A 22,052-nucleotide genomic window follows, 5' to 3' on the forward strand; every position below is an offset into this window, starting at 1 on the left:
ATATATGAGTAAAATGCGCGTATATGAATATGCCAAAAAGAACGAACTATCAAGTAAACAAGTGATTGAGAAACTCCAAAGCCTGAACATTGAAGTGACCAATCATATGTCTACATTAGAAGACGGATCAACTGAAAAGCTGGATAAAGCGTTTGGGAAGTCTGCAGGGAAGCAGAAGCAGGATAACCAACGTGGAAATTCCAAGCCGAACAACAATAATAAAAAGCCTGGGAACCAGAAATCCCGCGGGAACAACCAGAAGAGACAGAAGCCTTCTTCCCAGCAGCAGGCTCCGAAAAAGCATAAGAAGCAGCTGCCTGAGAAAATCACTTTTATCGGCAGCTTAACCGTCGGTGAACTAGCAGAAAAACTGGGCAGGGACTCTTCTGAAATCATTAAGAAGCTGATGTTCCTCGGCGTAATGGCAACAAAAAACCAGGAACTGGATCCAGAATCCATTGAGCTGATCTGTGAAGAATTCGGTGTAGAAGTCGAAGAAGAAATCGTGATTGATGAAACAGATATTGAGAACATGACTTTTGACGACGAACCGGAAGATCTTCGTGAGCGTCCAGCTGTTGTAACGATCATGGGTCACGTGGACCATGGTAAAACGACACTTCTTGACCAGATCCGTAACACGAAGGTAACCGAAGGGGAAGCCGGCGGAATTACCCAGCACATCGGTGCCTATCAAATTGAAGAAAATGATAAGAAGATCACTTTCCTTGATACTCCAGGACACGCCGCCTTCACAAGCATGCGTTCCCGTGGTGCGCAGGTGACAGACATTGCCATTCTTGTAGTTGCAGCTGACGATGGAGTTATGCCGCAGACAAAAGAAGCCATCAGCCACGCCAAAGCAGCGGAAGTCCCGATCATTGTTGCTGTCAACAAAATGGACAAAGAAGGGGCCAATCCGGACCGCGTCATGCAGGAGCTTATGGAGTATGAGCTTATTTCTGAAGAGTATGGTGGAGAAACGATTTTCGTTAAAATGTCCGCCGTTCAGGGAGAAGGTATTGACGAGCTTCTTGAAATGATCGTTCTTGTTTCTGAAATGGAAGAACTGAAAGCGAACCCTGAACGTCATGCGTACGGAACTGTTATTGAAGCAGAGCTTGATAAAGGACGGGGCCCTGTTGCCACCCTTCTTGTTCAAAATGGTACGCTGAACGTCAGTGATTCCATTGTTGTAGGTAACACATGGGGCCGTGTCAGAGCGATGGTCAACGATATTGGGCGCCGCGTGAAGACGGCAGGACCATCCACTCCTGTTGAGATTACCGGATTGAACAATGTTCCACAGGCCGGGGACCGTTTCCTTGTCTTTGATGACGAGAAGAAAGCCCGCTCCATCGGAGAAGCCCGTGCCCAGAAGCAGCTGGAAGTCAACCGTGGTTCCAACGCCAGAGTAAGCCTTGATGACTTGTTCAACCAAATCAAGCAGGGTGAAGTGAAGGAAATCAACTTGATCCTTAAAGGAGACGTTCAGGGTTCTGTAGAAGCACTGGCCGGATCTCTTGAAAAGATTGAAGTAGAAGGCGTGAAAGTTAAAATCATCCACACAGGTGTCGGTGCGATTACAGAGTCTGATGTAAACCTTGCATCCGCGTCCAATGGAATCATCATTGGTTTCAATGTCCGTCCTGACGGGAATGCTAGAAAAGCAGCAGAATCTGAGGATGTAGAGATCCGTCTTCACAACATCATTTATAAAGTTATGGAAGAGATCGAATCAGCGATGAAAGGGATGCTTGATCCTGAATTCGAAGAGAAGATCATCGGTCAGGTGGAGGTTCGCGAAATCTTCAAAGTGTCCAAGATCGGTACCATTGCCGGTTCTTATGTTACGGACGGTAAAGTCACCCGCAACTCCGGCATCCGTGTCATCCGCGACGGCGTCGTTATTTATGAAGGTGAAATTGATGCCCTGAAGCGTTATAAAGATGATGCGAAAGAAGTGGCACAGGGGTATGAGTGTGGAATTACCATCAAGAACTTCAATGACCTTAAAATCGGTGACATTATTGAACCGTATGAAATGCAGGAAATTGAACGCAAATGATAATAAGCGCAGAAGTGGATTGCTTAATCTATGATGCGCAGTCGTTGAAAAATAAGCGTGCTGTATTAAAAAGGATCAAAACGAGACTGCACAATGAATTCAATATCGCTGTCAGTGAATTGGAGTTTCAAAATCTCTGGCAGCGGACACGTCTCGGTCTGGTTACGATTGCCAGTGATAAAACAATTGCTGAGCAGACGATGCAGCAGGCGCTTACTTTCATCGATTCTTTTCCGGAAATTGAACGGACGGAAACACAGATTGAATGGCTGTGATGTTTTGTTTGGAAGAGGTGAATGAACATGAACGATTTACGTGCCAGCCGCGTAGGGGAGCAGATGAAAAAAGAGATGACGGATATCATCAGCAAGAAAATCAAAGATCCCCGCGTAGGCTTTGTCACCGTTACAGAAGTAAAAGTAACCGGTGACCTGCAGCAGGCAAAAGTATATATTTCCGTATTAGGGGACGACAAACAAAAGCATGACACGCTTGTTGGCCTTGCCAAAGCAAAAGGGTTCATCCGCTCTGAAATCGGGCAGCGGATCCGACTTCGGAAGACCCCGGAGATTATGTTTGAGTTTGACGAAGCCATCGAACGAGGAAATCGTATTGAAACGATTCTCCGCGATCTGAACGATACAGAAAGCTGATAGGAATCCGTGCTGTTACAGCACGGATTTATCTTTGAAAAAATAAGGATGCTGGAGGTGGGGGTATGGATGGAATTCTGCCGCTTTGGAAGCCGAGGGGCTTTACTTCCCATGACTGTGTAAGTAAGGCTCGCGGGATGCTGAAAACTAAGAAAATTGGACATACCGGAACACTGGACCCGGATGTGGAAGGTGTGCTTCCGCTTTGTGTCGGAAAAGCGACGAAAATCGTTCCTTTCCTCATGGATACAACGAAAGTATATGAGGCTGTCGTTACCCTTGGATACTCAACGGATACGGAAGATGCCTCCGGAAACACTGTAGAAACAAGCAGGCTGGACGAGCCCCCTGAAATTCAGAGTATAAATGAGGTTCTCGCCGCTTTTACAGGAGAGATCACTCAGACGCCTCCGATGTACTCGGCCGTCAAGGTGAATGGGAAAAAGCTGTATGAATATGCCCGTGAAGGAAAGACGGTTGAACGTCCTTCCAGAAAGGTATACATAAGTGAACTGCATGTAACATCTCATGATGCGTCTCTTGAAGATGGTACGTATTCATTCGGCGTTCGTGCCGTCTGCTCAAAGGGAACGTACATCCGGACGCTATGTGTGGATATCGGAAAAGCGCTCGGCTTTCCGGCTCATATGAAGAGTCTCATACGCACAGAAACGGGGGACATTCAAAAGGAGGACTGCTTCACTTTCGATGCCGTGCAGGAAGCAGTGGATCAAAACCGCGGTGCCGAGCTGTTGCTGCCGCTTTCCAAAGGGCTCTCACACCTCCCGTCGATCAATGTAGACGAAGAAACGAGAGATATGGTTAAGCACGGCCGTGTCCTTGACGAACCTGATGATTTGGAAGCTGATACGTTTACGATTCAGCACGGACAGGAAGTTGTGGCAGTTTATCAAAAGCATCCTACGAAACCGGGGTACATCAAGCCGGTGAGAGTATTTTAAAATTTTGTAAAGCGGGTGACTGCAGTGGAGACCTTTTACTTAACTTATAAATCTGCTGATTTTCCGGTTCCCGATCCTAACGTTATGGCCGTCGGCTTCTTTGACGGTATTCATAAAGGCCATCAGAAGGTTATTGAAGCAGCAGTGAACGAAGCTGGACGTACAGGTGTCCGCAGTTCGGTGATGACGTTTGATCCGCATCCCTCAGTTGTACTTGGCAGGGGGCGTCCGCACGTATCGTACATTACACCTGTTCAGGAAAAAGAACGTATCCTGAGCGCCATGGGCGTAGACTATCTGTTCATCGTAACTTTTGACAGGGAGCTCGCAGCCCTTTCCCCACAAGATTTTGTGGACCATTTTTTCGGGTCATTACAGGTGACGCACGTTGCTGCAGGTTTTGATTTCACTTACGGCCACAAAGGGAAGGGCACAATGGACGATCTTCCCCATTACGCAGCCGGACGTTTTACACAAACGACTGTAGCTAAAGTGGAGGAGGATAAAGAAAAGGTCAGCTCGACGAGGATACGCGGACTGTTGGAAGCGGGAAATATCCAGGAGATCAACCATCTTTTAGGGAGGCCTTTTTCTGTGGAAGGGGAAGTGTGGAGTCCCGGAAGCCGGAACGTCCGTTTTACCCCTTCCAAACAGTATTTATTTCCGGTGGCAGGGGCGTATTACTGTCACCTGAATATTCACAGGGAATCCCGCCCCTGCCTTGTTACCGTTCCGGAACAGGCGGATGCCGGCTGGACAGCAGCTTTGCTTGATGAACTTCCAGTGGAGAAAAGCACAGCGGCCCGCATGCAGTTTTCAGCACGGTCCGAAAGCCCAGAAGAGCCGGGCAGAGAGGATATTGAAAGATTTTTCGGCATAGAATAAGGGTTTCTCTTGCATTTCGCGACAAAAAATTGTACTCTTTAATATGGAACCTTCGCTTGGCGGTTCGTAACTCCGACGACCGCTCGGGGAACGGGAATTCTTAAATATTTACAGGAGGTGTAGTCAACATGGCTATCACACAGGAACGTAAACAGGAACTAATCAACGAGTACAAAACTCACGAAAACGACACAGGTTCTCCAGAGGTACAGATTGCTGTACTTACTGAGCAGATCACGACATTGAACGAGCACCTGCGCGCTCACAAGCAGGACCACCACTCCCGTCGCGGACTGCTTAAAATGGTAGGTAAGCGTCGTAACCTATTGAACTACCTTCGTAATAAGGACATTACACGTTACCGCGAGTTAATCAAGAGCCTTGGCTTGCGCCGTTAATGAGTGGAAAAAGCGGGAGTATTCCCGCTTTTTCTGTATGTTTACATACAGAAGGGTGTAAACTTACAATAGTCCCTTCAGTTGAATTAGAGTTATTGAGAGGAGTTTAGTTCTTTATGGCAGAAGAAAAACAAGTGTTTTCGATTGATGTCGCCGGCCGTACTTTTTCAGTGGAAATTGGTGAACTGGCGAAACAAGCGAATGGCGCAGCACTCATCCATTATGGTGATACAACGGTGCTTTCCACGGCAACTGGTTCAAAAGAACCGAAGGACCTGCCGTTTTTCCCTTTAACCGTAAATTATGAAGAGCGTTTGTATGCCGTTGGTAAAATTCCAGGCGGCTTTATTAAAAGAGAAGGACGTCCAAGTGACAAGGCCGTTCTTGCCTCCCGTTTGATTGACCGTCCGATCCGTCCTCTTTTCCCTGACGGTTACCGGAATGATGTACAGGTGATCAGCTCCGTGATGAGTGTGGATCAGGACTGTTCATCTGAAATGGCGGCAATGCTTGGATCATCTATTTCCCTTGGGATTTCAGATATTCCATTTGAAGGACCGATCGCCGGTGTCATCGTCGGCCGTGTTGATGGAGAATATGTGATCAACCCGACGGTGGAGCAGCAGGAAAAGAGTGATATCGACTTGACTGTTGCCGGTACGAAAGATGCCATTAACATGGTGGAAGCTGGAGCACAGGAAGTTTCCGAGGAAGACATGCTCGAAGCGATCATGTTCGGACATGAGGAAATCAAGCGTCTTGTAGCTTTCCAGGAAGAGATTATTGCAGCGGCCGGCCGTGAAAAGATGGAGGTCAAGCTGTTCGATCTTGATGCAGAATTGAAAGCGAAAGTAGAAGAACAGGCGAAGGCTTCTCTTGTAGATGCCATTAAGACGGAAGAGAAAAAAGCCCGTGAAACTGCAATCGATCAGGTGAAAGCCGATATTACTGCGCTTTATGAAGAGCAGGAAGCTGATGAGGAAACATTGAAGCAGGTCGGTTCCATTCTTGATGATATGGTGAAGACCGAAGTGCGCCGCCTGATTACGAAAGATAAAATCCGTCCCGATGGTCGTGGCGTCGATGAAATTCGTTCATTGTCCTCCCGTGTCGGGCTGCTGCCACGTACACATGGATCTGGATTGTTTACACGTGGACAGACGCAGGCATTAAGCGTATGTACACTTGGAGCTCTGGGGGATGTTCAAATCCTTGATGGTCTTGACCTTGAAGAATCCAAGCGCTTTATGCACCATTACAACTTCCCTAAATTCTCTGTTGGTGAAACAGGACCCATCCGCGGACCGGGCCGTCGTGAAATTGGACATGGTGCTTTAGGAGAGCGTGCCCTTGAGGTTGTGATTCCATCAGAAAATGATTTCCCTTATACCATCCGTCTTGTTTCTGAAGTGCTGGAATCCAATGGCTCGACTTCTCAGGCGAGTATCTGTGCAAGTACGCTTGCTATGATGGATGCGGGTGTACCGATTAAAGCACCAGTAGCCGGTATTGCTATGGGACTTGTGAAATCCGGTGAGGATTACACGATCCTTACAGACATTCAGGGTATGGAAGATGCTCTTGGTGATATGGACTTTAAAGTAGCTGGAACAGCTAAAGGTGTAACAGCTCTTCAAATGGACATTAAGATCGATGGTCTTTCAAGAGAAATCCTCGAAGAAGCACTCGCGCAGGCGAAAAAAGGCCGTATCGAGATTCTTGAGTCTATGCTGGCGACGCTTCCGGAAACTCGCTCCGAGCTTTCTCAGCATGCACCGAAAATCATGACGATGAAAATTAATCCGGATAAAATTCGTGACGTTATTGGACCAAGCGGAAAGCAGATCAATCAGATCATTGATGATACAGGTGTTAAAATTGATATTGAGCAGGATGGGACGGTCTTTATTTCATCCACGGATGCCGGCATGAACGCAGCCGCTCAAAAAATCATTGAAGACATCGTCCGTGAAGTTGAAGTCGGCGAAGTTTACAATGGTAAAGTGAAGCGTATCGAGAAGTTCGGAGCTTTCGTTGAACTGTTCAAAGGCAAAGAAGGACTTGTTCACATTTCTGAAATGGCTGAAGAACGCATCGGTAAAGTGGAGGATATCGTATCCATCGGAGACTTTATCAAAGTGAAAGTAAAAGAAATCGACAATCAAGGACGTATCAACCTGTCCCGTAAAGCTGTTCTGATCGATGAGAAAAAAGAACAGGAATCCAACGTCGAACAATCCTAAACTTTAAAGAAAAGAAACTGGCTTGCCAGTCTCTTTTTTTTGCCTTTTTTTCCTTTGAAGCCAAAGTAGAGGCCGGATCCTGTATGTTCTAAGGTCTAACATCCATCCTTCTTCCATACGATGATAGCAGGGGGGATTGTCCATGAAGTTCCGAACCGCTGCGGCAGGTATTATCATTCTTTCTTTTTTAACAGGTGTGGGACTGGCTGTTCTTACAACAGATAAAAACGTCCCTGTCTACAAGGAAAGCTCCCTGTACCAACAGATCCTGAATGAAAAAGACCGCTATGAACTAAAGGCGGAGGATGCTGTGATTGATTCGGTATGGAAAAAAACACCGGGGATTTCCGGGCGTGAGGTGGATGTCGAAGCTTCTTATCGGAAAATGAAGAAAGAAGGATCTTATAAAGAGGACCACTTGGTATATAAGATGACCCGACCGGATGTATCTCTTGATGATCTGCCAGCTGCACCGATATACAGGGGGCATCCGGATAAAAAGGCGGTATCGCTTTTCATCAATGTATCATGGGGAGAGGAGTACATTCCGGAAATGATTGACGTGTTGAATAAGCATCAGGCTAAAGCTGCCTTTTTTATTGACGGGGCATTTGCCAACGAGTTTCCTCATTTAATACAGATGATTGAGGAAGAGGGGCATACCATTGGAAGTCATGGATACGGACACAAGGATATGGGGCGGATGTCAAAAGCCGAGGCAGCAGATAATTTGAAGCAGGCCGATGATATTCTCTTTGCATTAACAAAGCAGAAAATAGAATATTTTGCTCCTCCATCCGGCAGTTTTCATATGGAAACGGTGGAGGCGGCAGATGAACTGGGGATGGAGACGATGTTGTGGACCGTGGACACGATCGACTGGCAGAAGCCAAGCAAAGACGTTCTTGTCACCCGGGTGCTCAATAAAGTACATAACGGGGCGACGGTTCTAATGCATCCGACACAGGTGACCGTTGACAGTCTGCCGCAGCTTATAGAAGGCATCCGCAAAAAAGGGCTGCAGATCTCGGACCTGCCGAAAATGTTAAGTGAAGAAAGATAGGAGGGCATGGGGATGAGAATGAAGGCGATGGCAAAGAAAGAAGTCATTGATGTGGAAAACGGTGAGAAACTTGGGGTTTTGGGACGGGCGGATTTGATTATTGATCCAGATACCGGCCGGATCATTTCACTTGTCATTTTAAATCATGGGTTGATTGGAATTGGATCTTCCAAGCGGGAAATGACGATTGACTGGGAACAGATACAAACCATCGGCGAGCATACGATTCTATTGAAAAGAAAGTGATGGGCCGCAGCGTGTGCTGCGGCTTTTTTTGTTGGTGGTTGAAATCACTAACTCCGCATTCCGGCATAGGATACAAGGAGATAAGACATTAGAAAAAGGAGACATCCGGGATGCTAACAGGATACCATATTGCAGTTATTGGTGGCGATGCCCGGCAGATTGAGCTGATAAGAAAGCTTAATGAATGGGGTGCTGCCGTTTATCTTGCAGGATTCGACCAACTGAATGAAAGCTTCAGGGAAGCTGTCGATCTTGATCTTGATAGTAAGCAGGTAGAACAGCTCGATGCCATCATTCTTCCCGTACCTGGAACGGATGGGAATGGAAATATAGAGGGGATTTTCTCCAACCAGTTGATTCAATTAAAGGAAGAATGGTTAAAGAAAACACCTCCTCACTGTCAGATTTATACCGGAATCGCCAACGAACATTTATACACACTGGCAGAACGCGCGGACAGAAAATTAATCCCACTTATGGACCGGGACGATGTCGCGATCTACAATTCCATTCCTACTGTAGAGGGGACATTGATGCTTGTGATCCAGCATACAGACTTCACCATTCACGGGTCGAAAGTAATGGTGCTTGGACTCGGGCGTGTCGGGATGAGTCTGGCCCGCACTTTTCATCACTTAGGCGCTGACGTCAGCGTCGGTGTAAGAACAACGAGCAGCTCCGCGAGGGTGCATGAAATGGGGCTGACACCGATTGATATGAAAAGGCTGGAAGGTAGAGACATGTCTTGTGACATCCTGATCAATACAATTCCGTCACAAGTTGTGACACCGGGGATCATAAAACAGCTTCCTTCGCATGCCTTAATTCTGGATCTCGCTTCCAAGCCCGGAGGAACTGATTTTCGATACGCCGATAAGCGCGGGATTAGAGCACTGCTGGCTCCGGGTCTCCCTGGTATTGTGGCACCGAAAACAGCAGGCCGGATCATTGCTGATGTCGTTTCCAGGCTGATCCAGGATCATTCCAGAAAGGAAAATGAAGCATGATAAATTTAAAAGGCAGAGTTATTGGATTTGGATTAACCGGTTCTCATTGTACGTACCACGAGGTTTTCCCCGTTATGCAGGAGCTGGTCGATATGGGGGCCACCGTTGTTCCGGTGTTATCCTATACGGTTCAAAAAACAGATACACGTTTCGGGGAAGCCGCGGATCATCTGAAGAAAATTGAAGAAATTACAGGGGAAAAACCGATCATGACCATTCCGGATGCGGAGCCGCTCGGGCCTAAGCGTCCGCTTGACTGTATGGTCATTGCCCCATTAACCGGGAATTCCACAAGTAAACTGGCCAATGCTTTAACCGATTCTCCTGTATTGATGGCAGCTAAAGCTACTCTCCGAAATGAAAGCCCCGTCGTGCTGGCCGTGTCGACAAATGATGCGCTCGGACTGAATGGCATTAACGTGATGCGCCTGATGGCTACGAAGAATATTTATTTCGTTCCGCTCGGTCAGGATCATCCATATAAAAAGCCGAATTCCCTCGTAGCGGATATGACCCTGATTCCGGAAACCATTGAAGCAGCTCTGGAAGGAAAGCAGCGGCAGCCTGTCCTGATTGAAAGATATCCAAATTAATTAAAAGTTTCTTTTCAGTGATTCTTCCATTTATGATAAAATAACAAAAATAGTGACATGTTTTACTATTCTTACAATAAAACAGCGAAGGAAGGGTGCCGAAGATGAATGATACAAACCAATTCAATGTAGCCGTCGTAGGAGCAACCGGAGCGGTAGGGTTGAAAATGCTCGAAACTCTGGAAGACAGGGATTTTCCTATTGGAGAACTTAAACTCCTTTCTTCCAGCCGGTCTGCCGGTCAGAAATTAACGTTCAAAGGCAGAGAATATATCGTGGAGGAAGCTGTACCTGAGAGTTTTGATCATGTGGATATTGCCTTGTTCTCTGCAGGGGGATCGGTTTCTAAAAAGTTCGCCCCTGAAGCTGTGAACAGAGGCGCAGTCGTCATTGATAATACCAGTGCATACCGGATGGCAGAAGGTGTACCGTTGGTCGTGCCGGAAGTGAATGAAGCGGATATTCAAAAACATAAAGGCATTATTGCCAATCCCAACTGTTCAACGATCCAAATGGTTGCTGCACTTGAGCCTGTAAGAAAGCAGCTCGGCCTCAACCGGGTGATCGTTTCCACCTACCAGGCAGTGTCCGGCGCGGGGAATGAAGCAGCTGATGAGCTGAGGGAACAGTCGATGGACTTTTTGAATGGCGAAGATCTAAAAGCAGAAATCCTTCCGGTTAAAGGGGACGAAAAGCATTTTCCGATCGCCTTCAATGCGCTGCCGCAAATTGACGTTTTTCAGGAAAACGGGTATACCTTTGAAGAAATGAAAATGATCAATGAAACGAAGAAAATCATGCATGCCCCGGATCTATCCGTCGCGGCAACGTGTGTACGTCTTCCGTTCTTTACTTCCCATGCAGAAAGTGTCTATGTTGAAGTAGAACAGTCCGGAGTGAGCGTTCAGGATATTCAGGATCTGCTGAAACAGGCACCCGGCATCACACTCGAGGATGATCCTTCCACCCAGACATATCCAACGCCGCTGACAGCTGCCGGGAAAAAAGATGTGTTTGTAGGAAGGGTCCGGAAAGATCTTGACCACGAAAAAGGGTTCCATATGTGGGTTGTTTCTGACAATCTCCTGAAAGGTGCTGCATGGAATTCCGTTCAGATTGCAGAGCGTCTCGTTGCTAATCAATGGCTGTAAACTTCTTATGAGTTGAGGTGGCCGAATGAAATTGATTGTACAAAAGTTCGGAGGAACATCAGTCCGGGATCTGAAAAGCAGATCCCGGGCTGTCCATCATGTAAAAAAAGCGTTGAATGAGGGTAGTAAAGTAGTGGTGACCGTGTCGGCTATGGGGCGCAAGGGGAGTCCGTATGCCACAGATACGCTGTTAAGCCTGATTCATTTTCCGGACATTGATGTATCACCAAGGGAACAGGATTTGTTGATGTCCTGTGGGGAGATTATCTCCTCGATTGTATTCTGTCATGAATTGTGCAAAGAAGGGATCAAAGCGGTATCCTTGACTGGTGCCCAGGCTGGGATCGTTACCAATGACGATTTTACAAAAGCAAAAATCACGCAAATGAACCCAGGCCGCATATACAGGGAATTGAAACAGGTGGATGTTGTAGTCGTCGCAGGATTCCAAGGGCAGACGCTTCAGGGAGAGACTACGACGATCGGCCGAGGAGGCAGTGATACAACGGCTGCCGCACTGGGAGCTTCACTTCAGGCGGAGTACATCGACATATTCACCGATGTGGAAGGAATTATGACCGCAGATCCGAGGCTTGTCGAAGGTGCCCGGCCCCTCCAGAGCATTACGTACAATGAAATCTGCAACCTGGCTTATCAAGGTGCCAAAGTCATCCATCCCCGTGCTGTTGAAATTGCCATGCATGCGAAAGTCCCCATCCGTGTAAGGTCGACCTATTCCGATTCCCCGGGTACATTGGTGACGGGATTGAGAGACCATACCTCCGGCCGTGATTTAATTGAAAGGACGGTGACCGGGATCGCCCATATCAACGGGCTTACTCAAATTAAAGTTCAGTCCAAGGAAGACCCTTCCAAACTTCAATCCGATGTCTTCAAATCGATGGCATCCGCCAACATTTCTGTCGACTTCATTAATATCTCTCCAAGCGGCGTTCTCTACACCATCAGCGACCTCTATACGAAAAAAGCCCGCCGGATTCTTCAGGATATCGGTTACGAACCGGAAATTCGGGAAGGCTGTGCGAAAGTATCCACAGTCGGGGCAGGCATTACTGGGATTCCGGGCGTCACGGCCGACATCGTGCAAGCACTGACAGACAAAGGGATTCAAATTCTTCAGTCCGCAGACTCCCATACCACCATCTGGGTTCTGATAAAAGAAGAACATTTGATCCAGGCCGTCAATGCCCTTCACGACGTCTTTCAGCTGAGTCATACAACAAGAAAGGGAGAAATGCAGCCATGAGTTTTGGGAAAGTTTTAACGGCTATGGTCACTCCTTTCGATGAACAAAACCGGGTGGATTTTCATCAAACCTCCATCCTTATTGAACACCTCATAAGCAGCGGCTCCGACGGCCTTGTCGTAACGGGGACCACAGGAGAATCTCCGACGTTGACCCGAAGTGAAAAAATTTCCTTATGGAAGCATGTCGTCCAGGTCGTTCATAAGCGAATTCCGGTCATCGCAGGCACGGGCAGCAACAACACGAGGGATACGATTGAAATGTCCCGTCAGGCCGAAGCAGCAGGTGTCGACGCGGTTATGCTCGTAGCTCCGTACTATAACAAACCGGATCAGGAAGGCCTGTATCGTCACTTCAAAGCGGCAGCCGAATCCGTCTCTCTCCCCGTTATGGTTTACAATGTACCCGGGCGGTCCGTAACAAAAATAGAACCGGATACGGTCGTGAGGCTTTCAAAAATCAGCAACATAACATCTGTGAAGGAAGCATCCGGTGACCTCAATGCCATTGCCTCCATCGTATCCCGCACAGGCCCCGGATTTGATGTGTACAGTGGTGATGATCATTTGACCCTGCCGGCCTATGTGATTGGCGCTACAGGCATCATTTCTGTAGCATCACACGTCATCGGAGATGAAATGCAGCGGATGCTTCGTCTGTTCGACCTTGGAAGAGGACGAAAAGCAGGAGCCCTGCACCGGGAACTGCTTCCGATCTTTGAGGGCATGTTTTCAGCGCCTTCCCCTGCACCCGTAAAAGCAGCCCTGCGCTGTATAGGTATTGAAACCGGCGGTGTGAGGCTTCCACTTCGTGCGTTGACGGAAGAGGAAGAGAAAGATATCCAGACACTGCTGGATCATTCTTCTGTACAGAGCTGACCGGCTGATAGGCCGGTCTTTTTCCTTTCCCATCCGCATTCCGCTCCCACAGCATTGGATTCTCTGTATGTTTCTTTCCGTTTTCAGTCATACTACGGGAAAAGAATGTGAAAGGAGCGGAACAGATGAAAGACGAACCTTCCAAAGAAAAAGATCCATCCAAATCCCAGTCATCCCTTGTTGACAAAATCCAGCAGCTTGGGCAGAGCAATGTCCCTCAGCCGGCAGATTCAAATATCCATGTCCTGCCGATCATCGGCCAGGTGGAGGGCCATGTCCAACTGCCTTCACAAAACAAAACGACTAAGTATGAGCACCTCATCCCACAGCTGATCGCTATTGAGCAGAACCCGAAAATCGAGGGTCTTGTCGTCCTTTTGAATACAGTGGGCGGCGATGTAGAAGCCGGATTGGCAATATCAGAAATGATTTCTTCGCTTTCCAAGCCGACGGTATCCATCGTGCTTGGAGGAGGCCATTCCATCGGCGTCCCGATATCCGTATCAGCCGACTATTCATTTATTGTGGAAACAGCCACGATGACCATTCACCCGATTCGGATGACAGGTCTTGTTATCGGAGTGCCGCAGACGTTTGAATACATGGATAAGATGCAGGAGCGTGTCATCAGTTTCGTCACCAAGCATTCCAATATTCCCGAAGAAAAATTCAAGGAACTTATGTTTGATAAAGGCAACCTTACTAGGGATATCGGAACAAATGTTGTCGGTCAGCAGGCGGTGGATCACGGCCTCATAGATGCAGTGGGCGGTGTCAAGGAAGCGATGGCTAAATTGAACGAATTGATTGAAAGCAATAAAAATGCGGACAGTCAGGTGGTCCAATGACGATTTTATATACCCCTCTAAGTGAGTATGATGTTTTTCCTGACGAATCCACCATGGAGATGGTGTATCACGAACAAGAAGACTGTCCCATGATGTGCAGAAAGGGGCAGGACGGTAAAAAGCAGATTGTCCAGATTCTCTCTACAGATCCTTCTCATTTTCTGGATCCGTCTTTACAGCCGGGTCAATGGTTGGACTCGTAACAAGAGGACAAGCTGTGGTATAATATAAGAACTGAATGGCGGGATGTCGGTCGTTTTTCTTCAGCAGTGTATGAAGGAAGCACCGGCATCCTTCTCTTTTCAGTTTTAGTCAGGAGGTGGAATTATTATGGCTGGAAAACGCAAAAAAAAGAAAAAGCAATCCAATTTGAAGAGCCATGTAAAATTTGAGCTCGTGGGTCTTTTGTTTCTTTTTCTTGCTGTGATTGGAAGCGGGGCATCAGCGATCAGCGATGGAGCCATCCCGGGTGGATTGGAAAGGTTCTGGCAGTTCCTTTTCGGCGTCTGGTATTTTATCGCCTCGCTGTTCTTTCTCATTGTAGGAATCTTCTTAATGGTGAAGAGAAGGTGGCCTTCGTTTTTACATAAACGCTTATTTGGTATTTATCTGATTCTTATATCCCTCATTCTGTTTACGCATCTGGAGACTCTGTCTGCTGATTTAGGAACAGGAAATGGATCCATATTAACGATGACATGGGAACGGATTACAGAAATGATGCGCGGAGAGCGCTCCTTCTACAGTGCCGGAGGCGGGTTGACAGGAGCTGTTCTATTATCCATCACCTATTATCTGTTTGCCCAGGCCGGGGCAGCCATCGTCGCCTTTTTCCTATTTATCACAGGCATATTGTTTGTGAGTGAATGGTCGCTGGGGGAACTGTTTGCGGTCATTGGAAAGAATATGAAAAAACTGGGCCGTGAACAGGTGGCCAGAATGAAGAATCAAAAACAAGACCGGAAAGTGAAGAAAGAAGAAAAAGCAAAGGAACAGGAAGAAGAAGAGGAAGCTGTGGTCTATGACATCAGTGATTCGCCTTCCGTTGTGGAAGAAGAATCGAAGAATGAACCGATCATACAGGATTTCACAGAAACCGCCTATGCAGCTCAGGAAAAAGAACAGCCTTCTTCTACCAAGCCTTCAGCCGGTAAACCGGAATCTGATGGCGAGGACGCGGCGCTTGAAAAATCCATGCCGACAGCTGAACTGGAAAACCATGATTATCATCTGCCTGGAATTGAACTGCTGGATGAACCCACATCATCCCCTCAGAGCCAGGGGCGTTCACACATCCAGGCTACGGTAAGAAAACTGGAGAAAACGTTCCAGAGTTTCGGCGTGAAAGCAAAGGTAACCAAAGTTCATGTCGGGCCTTCGGTCACAAAATATGAGGTTTACCCGGATGTAGGGGTTAAGGTTAGTAAAATCGTAAACCTTAACGATGACCTTGCTCTTGCTCTTGCAGCCAAGGATATCCGGATTGAAGCACCAATTCCGGGAAAGTCTGCCGTCGGAATTGAGGTGCCGAATCAGGAAGTGTCGATGGTTTCTCTGAGGGAAGTATTGGAAACAGGCAGGTCAAATCCTGAATCCAAGCTCAGCTTTGCTCTAGGGCGCGATATCTCCGGTGAAGCCGTGATGTCCGAATTGAATAAAATGCCGCACATGCTTGTCGCCGGTGCGACAGGAAGTGGTAAGAGTGTCTGTATCAATGGCATTATTACGAGTATTCTTATGAGAGCAAAGCCCCACGAAGTGAAAATGATGATGATAGACCCGAAAAAAGTGGAACTGAATGTGTATAACGGTATTCCTCATCTCCTTGCGCCCGTTGTGACGGATCCTAAAAAAGCCTCCCGGGCCTTGAAAAAAGTGGTATCGGAAATGGAGCGGAGGTACGACCTGTTTTCTGATACCGGAACAAGGAACATTGAGAGCTATAATGAGTACATTAAAAAACACAATCAGGAACAGGAAGATGAGCAGCCGCAGCTGCCTTATATCGTTGTCCTGGTGGATGAGCTTGCCGACTTAATGATGGTAGCTTCCAACGAAGTAGAAGACGCCATTACACGGCTGGCCCAGATGGCCCGTGCCGCCGGTATCCATTTGATTATTGCGACCCAGCGTCCTTCGGTGGATGTCATCACCGGTGTCATTAAAGCCAATATTCCATCCCGGATTGCGTTCAGCGTATCCTCACAGACCGATTCAAGGACCATCCTCGATTCCGGTGGAGCCGAAAAACTGCTCGGCCGGGGAGACATGCTGTTCACGCCGGTCGGTTCCAACAAGCCGACACGTGTCCAAGGGGCCTTCTTGTCTGATGAGGAGGTGGAGCGGGTCGTGCAGTTCTGTGTCGACCAGCAGAAAGCCCAGTACCAGGAGGAAATGATCCCTGAAGAAGAAAGTGAAGTAAAACAGGAAGTGGATGATGATCTCTATCCTGATGCGGTACAGATGGTCATAGAAATGCAGAGTGCGAGTGTTTCCATGCTCCAGCGCCGTTTCCGTGTCGGGTATACACGGGCTGCGCGCCTGATCGATGCTATGGAGGATAACGGCATTGTGGGTCCTTATGAAGGAAGCAAGCCGCGTTCTGTCCTGGTATCCCAGCAGAGTGAGGAACAGCATACATCATGAAAAAAGACAGCCTGGTTAACCAGGCTGTCTTTTTTTAATAAGCTCTGTTAAAGTCTGTTGTTGATATTTTAAACGATTACTAAATCGTCTCCGCCTGGAATTAGGGGTCCGGTCCGTTGTTTACTCAGAGCATGGGATGGCAGGGAAAACTGTCCGCTTTCCGCGGCTCACGGTACCCCGCGAAAAGGGAGTCATTCCCAAGGCCGCCTCCTGCAAATCCCATGACAGAAAAGGGGGATAGAAGCTCACATGTTAACTAACAACACCAAGCAATAACAGCGCCTTTTAATAAGATGAACATGAAGAATGTGTTCAAAAATATGATCATTCTTAAAGTTTCACATTCTGTCAAAAATGAAGCAAAATTCATAAAAATGAACTAAGTCTATTTATTTATCTGTTGAATAGTGTTATATTATTGTCAAAATATGATGTGTCGAACGTCAGAGGTCAGATCACTGCTGTGACACTGGCTGATCCATAGATTCCGGGGTGAAACATATGTCAATCAAACAGGATACACGTCACCTTTATTTACAGGTGATTGAACAAGTGAAAAGAGATATTGAAAACGGTATCTTTAAAGAAAAGCAGAAACTGCCTTCCGAGTTCCAGCTTTCTAAATCGCTCGGTGTTTCCCGAGCTACTTTAAGAGAGGCGCTGCGGATTCTTGAAGAAGAGGGAGTCGTCACAAGACGCCACGGGGTGGGGACGTTTGTGAACCCGAAGCCTTTGTTTACGTCAGGCATTGAAGAACTCGACAGTGTGACAGGCATGATAACGAAGTCGGGGATGACACCAGGTACCCAGTATCTTTCTGCTGATTTAGTAGAAGCGACCGAAGAAGATAAAAAACGTTTTTCACCTTTGGATGTCGAGCACCTGGCCAAAGTGGAGCGTGTGCGGACAGCGGACGAGCATCCTGTCGTTTACTGCACAGACAAGATACCGGAAGGGCTGCTTCCCATTGATCAGATCAGAGAAGCGGACTCTTTGTTCAATGTACTGGAGAAATACACTGGAAAGAAGATCGGCTATGCCGTCACGCACATTGAACCGATCGGCTTCCATGATCGGATTTCACCAATTCTGAACTGTGAGCCGGATCAGTCGCTGCTCCTGCTTAAACAGATGCATTATTCCCAGGATGATATCCCGATGCTTTTGTCTTCCAACTACTTCAGGGCTGATAAATTCAGCTTTCACGTTTTGAGAAAAAGAGTGTAAGCGTTTACAATTTGATGACTTCAGGGAGGTGAGGCCTCTACAAACTGCCGTAAGTTTCTCTTGCTTCAACTTATACTTAAACCAATAGGGGGGTAAACGTTTTGTTGAAAAGTCGTTTTCTTATGGTATTTGTTTTGTTAGTAACGTTAGGAATGATCCTTGCTGCCTGTGGTTCATCAGATAGTGAAGAAAGTACTGGAGGAGATTCCGGTGAGAGCTCTGGAAATGAAGAGTCAGGCGGGGAAGGCGGAAGTGGAGACTTCTCAGTGGCAATGGTTACCGACGTCGGCGGTGTTGATGATAAGTCCTTTAACCAGTCTGCATGGGAAGGTCTGCAGGCGTTCGGAGAAGAGAATGGATTGAGCAAAGGTGAGGGGATTGACTACGCTCAGTCTGAAAGTGATGCGGATTATGCGACAAACCTGAACCGTCTTGTTCGTCAGGATTACAACCTGATTTTCGGAATCGGCTACCTTCTGCAGCCGGCTATTAAAGAAGTCGCCGGGCAGTACCCTGATACAAGCTTTGCGCTTGTTGACTCCGTTCAGGAAGGGGACAACATTGCAAGCATCGTATTTAAGGAACATCAAGGTTCCTTCCTTGCTGGAGTTGCTGCTGCAAAGAAAACACAATCCAACCAAATTGGTTTCATCGGCGGGGTGGACGGAAGCCTGATCAACAAATTCGAAGCCGGTTTTGTAGCGGGCGTTAAATCCGTGAATGCGGATATTGATGTAGAAATTGAATATGCTGAGAATTTCAATGATCCAGAAAAAGGACGTGCTTTAGCCTCCAATATGTATTCCAAAGGTGTGGACGTGATTTATCATGCTTCCGGCGGAACTGGGAACGGAGTCTTCGCAGAAGCGAAGGATTTAAAAAATGCCAGTCCGGATGAAGACATATGGGTGATCGGTGTTGACCGTGACCAGTATGAGGAAGGCCAGATCGGTGATGCCAACGTTACACTTACTTCCATGGTGAAGCGGGTGGATATCGCTGTTCAGGATGTATCGGAGCAGGCGATGAACGGGGAGTTTCCGGGTGGAGAAGTCATTGAGTATGGTCTTGAGGACGATGCTATCAGCATCGCTGAAACAAATGAAGAAGCGATGACGGAGGAAATTACTTCTTCTGTTAATGAATGGAAGGAAAAAATCATTAACGGCGATGTAGAAGTTCCGAGCACTCGTGAAGAACTGGAATCCTTTGTAGACGCACTGTAGGGAGAAAAGGCTGGTGAGAGCCGGCCTTTTCTTATGTCAATGAAAATCATCAAATGAAAAGCTGTTCCGGCCCTTTTCCTTTGGTGATTTTTAAAGGTCAAACGGGGGAGGAAGAGAGATGGAACATGTTATTGAAATGCTGAAAATCAGAAAAGAATTTCCAGGCATTGTTGCCAATGACGATATTACGCTCCGGGTTCAAAAAGGAGAGATTCATGCGCTGCTAGGCGAGAATGGAGCGGGGAAATCCACCTTGATGAATGTTTTATTCGGCCTTTATCAGCCGGAACAAGGCGAAATAAAAGTCCGTGGTGAACAAGTGAAGATTACGGATCCGAATACAGCCAACGCCCATGGTATAGGGATGGTCCACCAGCACTTTATGCTTGTCGATACATTTACGGTCACTGAAAACATCATTCTTGGCAGCGAGCCTAAAAAAAGCGGTACGGTCGACATAAAAAAAGCGGAAAAGCAGGTCGCAGAGTTATCGAAACAGTACGGGCTGAATGTAGACCCGAGTGCTAGAATCCGTGATATATCCGTCGGTATGCAGCAGCGTGTAGAAATTTTGAAAACGCTTTATAGAGGGGCGGATATCTTAATTTTTGACGAACCAACGGCCGTTCTGACTCCTCAGGAAATCAAAGAACTGATAGAAATCATGAACAATCTGGTGAAGGAAGGCAAATCCATTATCCTGATTACCCATAAGCTGAAAGAAATTATGGAAGTGTGTGATAGGTGTACAGTCATAAGAAAAGGGCGTGGAATCGGAACGGTGGATGTGAGCGGTACGACCCCTGATCAACTGGCAGCGCTTATGGTCGGCCGTGATGTCAGCTTTTCAACGAAGAAAACAGCCGCTCACCCGAATGAAGTCTACCTCTCTATTAAAGATCTTCATGTTAAGGACGGGCGTGGGGTCCACATGGTCAAAGGACTGAATCTGGACGTCCGGTCTGGAGAAATCGTCGGTATTGCCGGTGTGGACGGTAATGGACAGTCGGAGTTGATCGAAGCTGTTACAGGCTTGAGAAAAAGTGAATCAGGGACGATTCACCTGCACGAAAAAGTCATCTCCAATCTTACACCGCGGAAGGTAACCCAGTCCGGCGTCTCCCATATTCCGCAGGACCGCCATAAGTTTGGTCTTGTCCTTGATTTTCCGATTGGAGAAAATATGGTTCTTCAGACCTATTACAATGAGCCGTTTTCTAAAAAAGGTGTGATGAACTTTAAGAACATCTATAAAAAAGCGGCAGATTTGATCGAGGAATATGACGTCCGGACTCCTGATGCCTTTACAAAAGCAAGAGCTCTATCAGGCGGGAACCAGCAGAAAGCGATTATCGGCAGGGAAGTGGACAGATCACCAGATTTGATTATAGCCGCTCAACCTACAAGGGGGCTGGACGTAGGAGCGATTGAGTTCATTCATCGAAAACTGATCGAAGAACGGGATAAAGGGCGTGCCATTCTGCTTCTTTCCTTTGAACTGGATGAAATTATGAATGTCAGTGACCGGATTGCGGTTATGTTTGATGGTTCCATTATTCGAGAAGTAGCTCCGGAAGATACGAATGAGCAGGAGCTCGGACTGCTTATGGCTGGAAATACTGGTCAGAAAGCGGGGGGCGTCTAATGTTCTCCAACCGGATGATTAATATCTTGATCCCCGTGCTTTCTGTTATCCTCGGTCTTGGTGCTGGTGCTGTGATTATGCTTGTATTCGGATACAACCCGTTAGAGGGGTTCACAGCTTTATGGAAGGGGGCTTTTGGGGATTCCTATTTCTTTGGTGAGACGATCCGGCAGGTAACTCCCTACATCCTATCGGGGCTGGCCGTCGCTTTTGCCCTCAGATCAGGCCTGCTTAATATCGGCGTTGAGGGGCAGGTGTTTGTAGGCTGGCTGGCGTCCGTCTGGATTGGGATATCTTTTGAGCTTCCTATGGTCATCCATCTCCCTCTGGCGATTACTGCAGCGGCTTTTGCCGGGGCAGTGTGGGGCTTCATACCCGGACTTCTGAAAGCGAAATTAGGTGTCCATGAAGTGATCGTTACGATTATGATGAACTACATTGCTCTTTATGTCTCTAACGCCGTAATACGAAGTTTGTTGACCGATGGTGCTGACCGGACGGAAAATATCGCTGCTACTGCGTCATTGAAATCAGAATGGCTGGCTGAGATGACGTTTTATTCAAGGATCCACTATGGATTTATTATCGCCATTGCTATGGCGGTCGTCATGTGGTTTATATTGAACCGGACAACGAAAGGATTCGAACTGCGGGCCGTCGGGTTTAACCAGCATGCATCCAACTATGCAGGAATGAATGTGGGGCGGAACATTATAACCGCTATGGTCATATCCGGAGCTTTTGCCGGCCTGGCGGGTGCCATGGAAGGCCTTGGTACGTTTGGTTTCATGTCAATCAAATCAGGCTTTACGAATATCGGTTTTGACGGAATCGCAGTCTCCCTTCTTGGAGCAAATACAGCTGTAGGGGTGGTTCTTGCCGCCTTCTTATTCGGCATTCTGAAGATAGGTGCCCTCAATATGCCGACAGAAGCCGGTGTGCCAACCGAACTCGTAGAAATCATCATCGCTCTTATTATTTTCTTTGTAGCATCCAGCTATATGATTCGCTGGGTCCTTCTACGGTTCAAGAAGGAGGGGAAATAA

The 22,052-nt window shown here is 47.3% G+C and carries 21 protein-coding genes; all 21 read left to right on the forward strand.

What is annotated here, in order from left to right; all coding sequences use genetic code 11:
* Positions 1-4 precede the first annotated feature (4 nt).
* The 21 genes from infB (at position 5) to ACXAGL_RS17360 (ending at position 22,052) form a co-directional block, all read left to right on the forward strand.
* Complete coding sequence (infB, locus tag ACXAGL_RS17260) at positions 5-2,068, forward strand: translation initiation factor IF-2 (RefSeq protein ID WP_474968526.1); 2,064 nt, start codon at positions 5-7, stop codon at positions 2,066-2,068.
* A complete protein-coding gene (locus ACXAGL_RS17265; RefSeq protein WP_160835642.1) occupies positions 2,065-2,343 on the forward strand; it encodes a DUF503 domain-containing protein in 279 nt (92 codons plus the stop codon). Before infB ends, ACXAGL_RS17265 begins: the two co-directional genes overlap by 4 nt.
* A 27-nt stretch (positions 2,344-2,370) precedes the next feature.
* On the forward strand, positions 2,371-2,721 hold the full coding sequence (gene rbfA, locus ACXAGL_RS17270; RefSeq protein WP_027954248.1) for a 30S ribosome-binding factor RbfA: 351 nt from the start codon (positions 2,371-2,373) through the stop codon (positions 2,719-2,721).
* Between the two features lie 65 nt (positions 2,722-2,786).
* Entirely contained in the window at positions 2,787-3,683 is an 897-nt protein-coding gene (gene truB / locus ACXAGL_RS17275; protein WP_474991930.1) for a tRNA pseudouridine(55) synthase TruB, read from the forward strand.
* A gap of 24 nt (positions 3,684-3,707) precedes the next feature.
* The gene (locus tag ACXAGL_RS17280) at positions 3,708-4,568 is read left to right on the forward strand and encodes a hypothetical protein (RefSeq protein WP_474991931.1); all 861 of its coding nucleotides are present in this window, start codon (positions 3,708-3,710) and stop codon (positions 4,566-4,568) included.
* A gap of 128 nt (positions 4,569-4,696) precedes the next feature.
* Positions 4,697-4,966, forward strand: a complete 270-nt coding sequence (rpsO, locus tag ACXAGL_RS17285) for a 30S ribosomal protein S15 (RefSeq protein WP_027954250.1) — start codon at positions 4,697-4,699, stop codon at positions 4,964-4,966.
* 116 nt (positions 4,967-5,082) lie between these two features.
* Positions 5,083-7,209, forward strand: coding sequence for a polyribonucleotide nucleotidyltransferase (gene pnp / locus ACXAGL_RS17290; RefSeq protein ID WP_474968529.1), 2,127 nt, complete (start codon positions 5,083-5,085; stop codon positions 7,207-7,209).
* Positions 7,210-7,351: 142 nt separating this feature from the next.
* Positions 7,352-8,272 (forward strand): polysaccharide deacetylase family protein, encoded by a 921-nt coding sequence (locus ACXAGL_RS17295; protein ID WP_474991933.1) that lies wholly within the window; start codon positions 7,352-7,354, stop codon positions 8,270-8,272.
* Positions 8,273-8,284: 12 nt separating this feature from the next.
* Positions 8,285-8,518, forward strand: a complete 234-nt coding sequence (locus tag ACXAGL_RS17300) for a YlmC/YmxH family sporulation protein (protein ID WP_474968531.1) — start codon at positions 8,285-8,287, stop codon at positions 8,516-8,518.
* Positions 8,519-8,628: 110 nt separating this feature from the next.
* Entirely contained in the window at positions 8,629-9,525 is an 897-nt protein-coding gene (gene dpaA / locus ACXAGL_RS17305; protein WP_474991935.1) for a dipicolinic acid synthetase subunit A, read from the forward strand.
* Positions 9,525-10,118 (forward strand): dipicolinate synthase subunit B, encoded by a 594-nt coding sequence (locus tag ACXAGL_RS17310; RefSeq protein ID WP_027954255.1) that lies wholly within the window; start codon positions 9,525-9,527, stop codon positions 10,116-10,118. Before dpaA ends, ACXAGL_RS17310 begins: the two co-directional genes overlap by 1 nt.
* A 104-nt stretch (positions 10,119-10,222) precedes the next feature.
* Positions 10,223-11,269, forward strand: a complete 1,047-nt coding sequence (gene asd, locus ACXAGL_RS17315; protein WP_474991937.1) for an aspartate-semialdehyde dehydrogenase — start codon at positions 10,223-10,225, stop codon at positions 11,267-11,269.
* A gap of 25 nt (positions 11,270-11,294) precedes the next feature.
* Positions 11,295-12,536, forward strand: a complete 1,242-nt coding sequence (gene dapG / locus ACXAGL_RS17320; RefSeq protein ID WP_474991938.1) for an aspartate kinase — start codon at positions 11,295-11,297, stop codon at positions 12,534-12,536.
* On the forward strand, positions 12,533-13,414 hold the full coding sequence (dapA, locus tag ACXAGL_RS17325; RefSeq protein WP_474991940.1) for a 4-hydroxy-tetrahydrodipicolinate synthase: 882 nt from the start codon (positions 12,533-12,535) through the stop codon (positions 13,412-13,414). The genes dapG and dapA overlap by 4 nt, the downstream gene beginning before the upstream one ends.
* A gap of 125 nt (positions 13,415-13,539) precedes the next feature.
* Complete coding sequence (locus ACXAGL_RS17330; RefSeq protein ID WP_474968535.1) at positions 13,540-14,262, forward strand: ClpP family protease; 723 nt, start codon at positions 13,540-13,542, stop codon at positions 14,260-14,262.
* Positions 14,259-14,465, forward strand: a complete 207-nt coding sequence (locus ACXAGL_RS17335; protein ID WP_474991942.1) for a YlzJ-like family protein — start codon at positions 14,259-14,261, stop codon at positions 14,463-14,465. Before ACXAGL_RS17330 ends, ACXAGL_RS17335 begins: the two co-directional genes overlap by 4 nt.
* A 127-nt stretch (positions 14,466-14,592) precedes the next feature.
* Positions 14,593-16,908, forward strand: a complete 2,316-nt coding sequence (locus tag ACXAGL_RS17340; protein WP_474991944.1) for a DNA translocase FtsK — start codon at positions 14,593-14,595, stop codon at positions 16,906-16,908.
* 501 nt (positions 16,909-17,409) lie between these two features.
* Complete coding sequence (locus ACXAGL_RS17345; RefSeq protein WP_474968538.1) at positions 17,410-18,135, forward strand: GntR family transcriptional regulator; 726 nt, start codon at positions 17,410-17,412, stop codon at positions 18,133-18,135.
* 104 nt (positions 18,136-18,239) lie between these two features.
* Positions 18,240-19,361 (forward strand): BMP family lipoprotein, encoded by a 1,122-nt coding sequence (locus tag ACXAGL_RS17350; protein ID WP_474992396.1) that lies wholly within the window; start codon positions 18,240-18,242, stop codon positions 19,359-19,361.
* A gap of 118 nt (positions 19,362-19,479) precedes the next feature.
* Positions 19,480-21,006: an ABC transporter ATP-binding protein gene (locus ACXAGL_RS17355; RefSeq protein ID WP_474991945.1), complete on the forward strand. Its 1,527-nt coding sequence runs from the start codon at positions 19,480-19,482 to the stop codon at positions 21,004-21,006.
* Entirely contained in the window at positions 21,006-22,052 is a 1,047-nt protein-coding gene (locus ACXAGL_RS17360) for an ABC transporter permease (RefSeq protein ID WP_474991947.1), read from the forward strand. Before ACXAGL_RS17355 ends, ACXAGL_RS17360 begins: the two co-directional genes overlap by 1 nt.

This window comes from Halobacillus sp. ABA4_118 (assembly GCF_056160205.1).

Excerpts from the sequence above, each read along its gene's own strand:
- dapA (WP_474991940.1), top strand. The coding sequence starts at position 12,533 with ATGAGTTTTGGGAAAGTTTTAACGGCTATGGTCACTCCTTTCGATGAA.
- asd (WP_474991937.1), top strand. The coding sequence starts at position 10,223 with ATGAATGATACAAACCAATTCAATGTAGCCGTCGTAGGAGCAACCGGA.
- ACXAGL_RS17300 (WP_474968531.1), top strand. The coding sequence starts at position 8,285 with ATGAGAATGAAGGCGATGGCAAAGAAAGAAGTCATTGATGTGGAAAAC.
- ACXAGL_RS17355 (WP_474991945.1), top strand. The coding sequence starts at position 19,480 with ATGGAACATGTTATTGAAATGCTGAAAATCAGAAAAGAATTTCCAGGC.
- truB (WP_474991930.1), top strand. The coding sequence starts at position 2,787 with ATGGATGGAATTCTGCCGCTTTGGAAGCCGAGGGGCTTTACTTCCCAT.
- rpsO (WP_027954250.1), top strand. The coding sequence starts at position 4,697 with ATGGCTATCACACAGGAACGTAAACAGGAACTAATCAACGAGTACAAA.
- ACXAGL_RS17330 (WP_474968535.1), top strand. The coding sequence starts at position 13,540 with ATGAAAGACGAACCTTCCAAAGAAAAAGATCCATCCAAATCCCAGTCA.
- ACXAGL_RS17265 (WP_160835642.1), top strand. The coding sequence starts at position 2,065 with ATGATAATAAGCGCAGAAGTGGATTGCTTAATCTATGATGCGCAGTCG.
- dpaA (WP_474991935.1), top strand. The coding sequence starts at position 8,629 with ATGCTAACAGGATACCATATTGCAGTTATTGGTGGCGATGCCCGGCAG.
- ACXAGL_RS17360 (WP_474991947.1), top strand. The coding sequence starts at position 21,006 with ATGTTCTCCAACCGGATGATTAATATCTTGATCCCCGTGCTTTCTGTT.
- ACXAGL_RS17340 (WP_474991944.1), top strand. The coding sequence starts at position 14,593 with ATGGCTGGAAAACGCAAAAAAAAGAAAAAGCAATCCAATTTGAAGAGC.
- dapG (WP_474991938.1), top strand. The coding sequence starts at position 11,295 with ATGAAATTGATTGTACAAAAGTTCGGAGGAACATCAGTCCGGGATCTG.
- ACXAGL_RS17335 (WP_474991942.1), top strand. The coding sequence starts at position 14,259 with ATGACGATTTTATATACCCCTCTAAGTGAGTATGATGTTTTTCCTGAC.
- ACXAGL_RS17295 (WP_474991933.1), top strand. The coding sequence starts at position 7,352 with ATGAAGTTCCGAACCGCTGCGGCAGGTATTATCATTCTTTCTTTTTTA.
- ACXAGL_RS17345 (WP_474968538.1), top strand. The coding sequence starts at position 17,410 with ATGTCAATCAAACAGGATACACGTCACCTTTATTTACAGGTGATTGAA.
- rbfA (WP_027954248.1), top strand. The coding sequence starts at position 2,371 with ATGAACGATTTACGTGCCAGCCGCGTAGGGGAGCAGATGAAAAAAGAG.
- infB (WP_474968526.1), top strand. The coding sequence starts at position 5 with ATGAGTAAAATGCGCGTATATGAATATGCCAAAAAGAACGAACTATCA.
- pnp (WP_474968529.1), top strand. The coding sequence starts at position 5,083 with ATGGCAGAAGAAAAACAAGTGTTTTCGATTGATGTCGCCGGCCGTACT.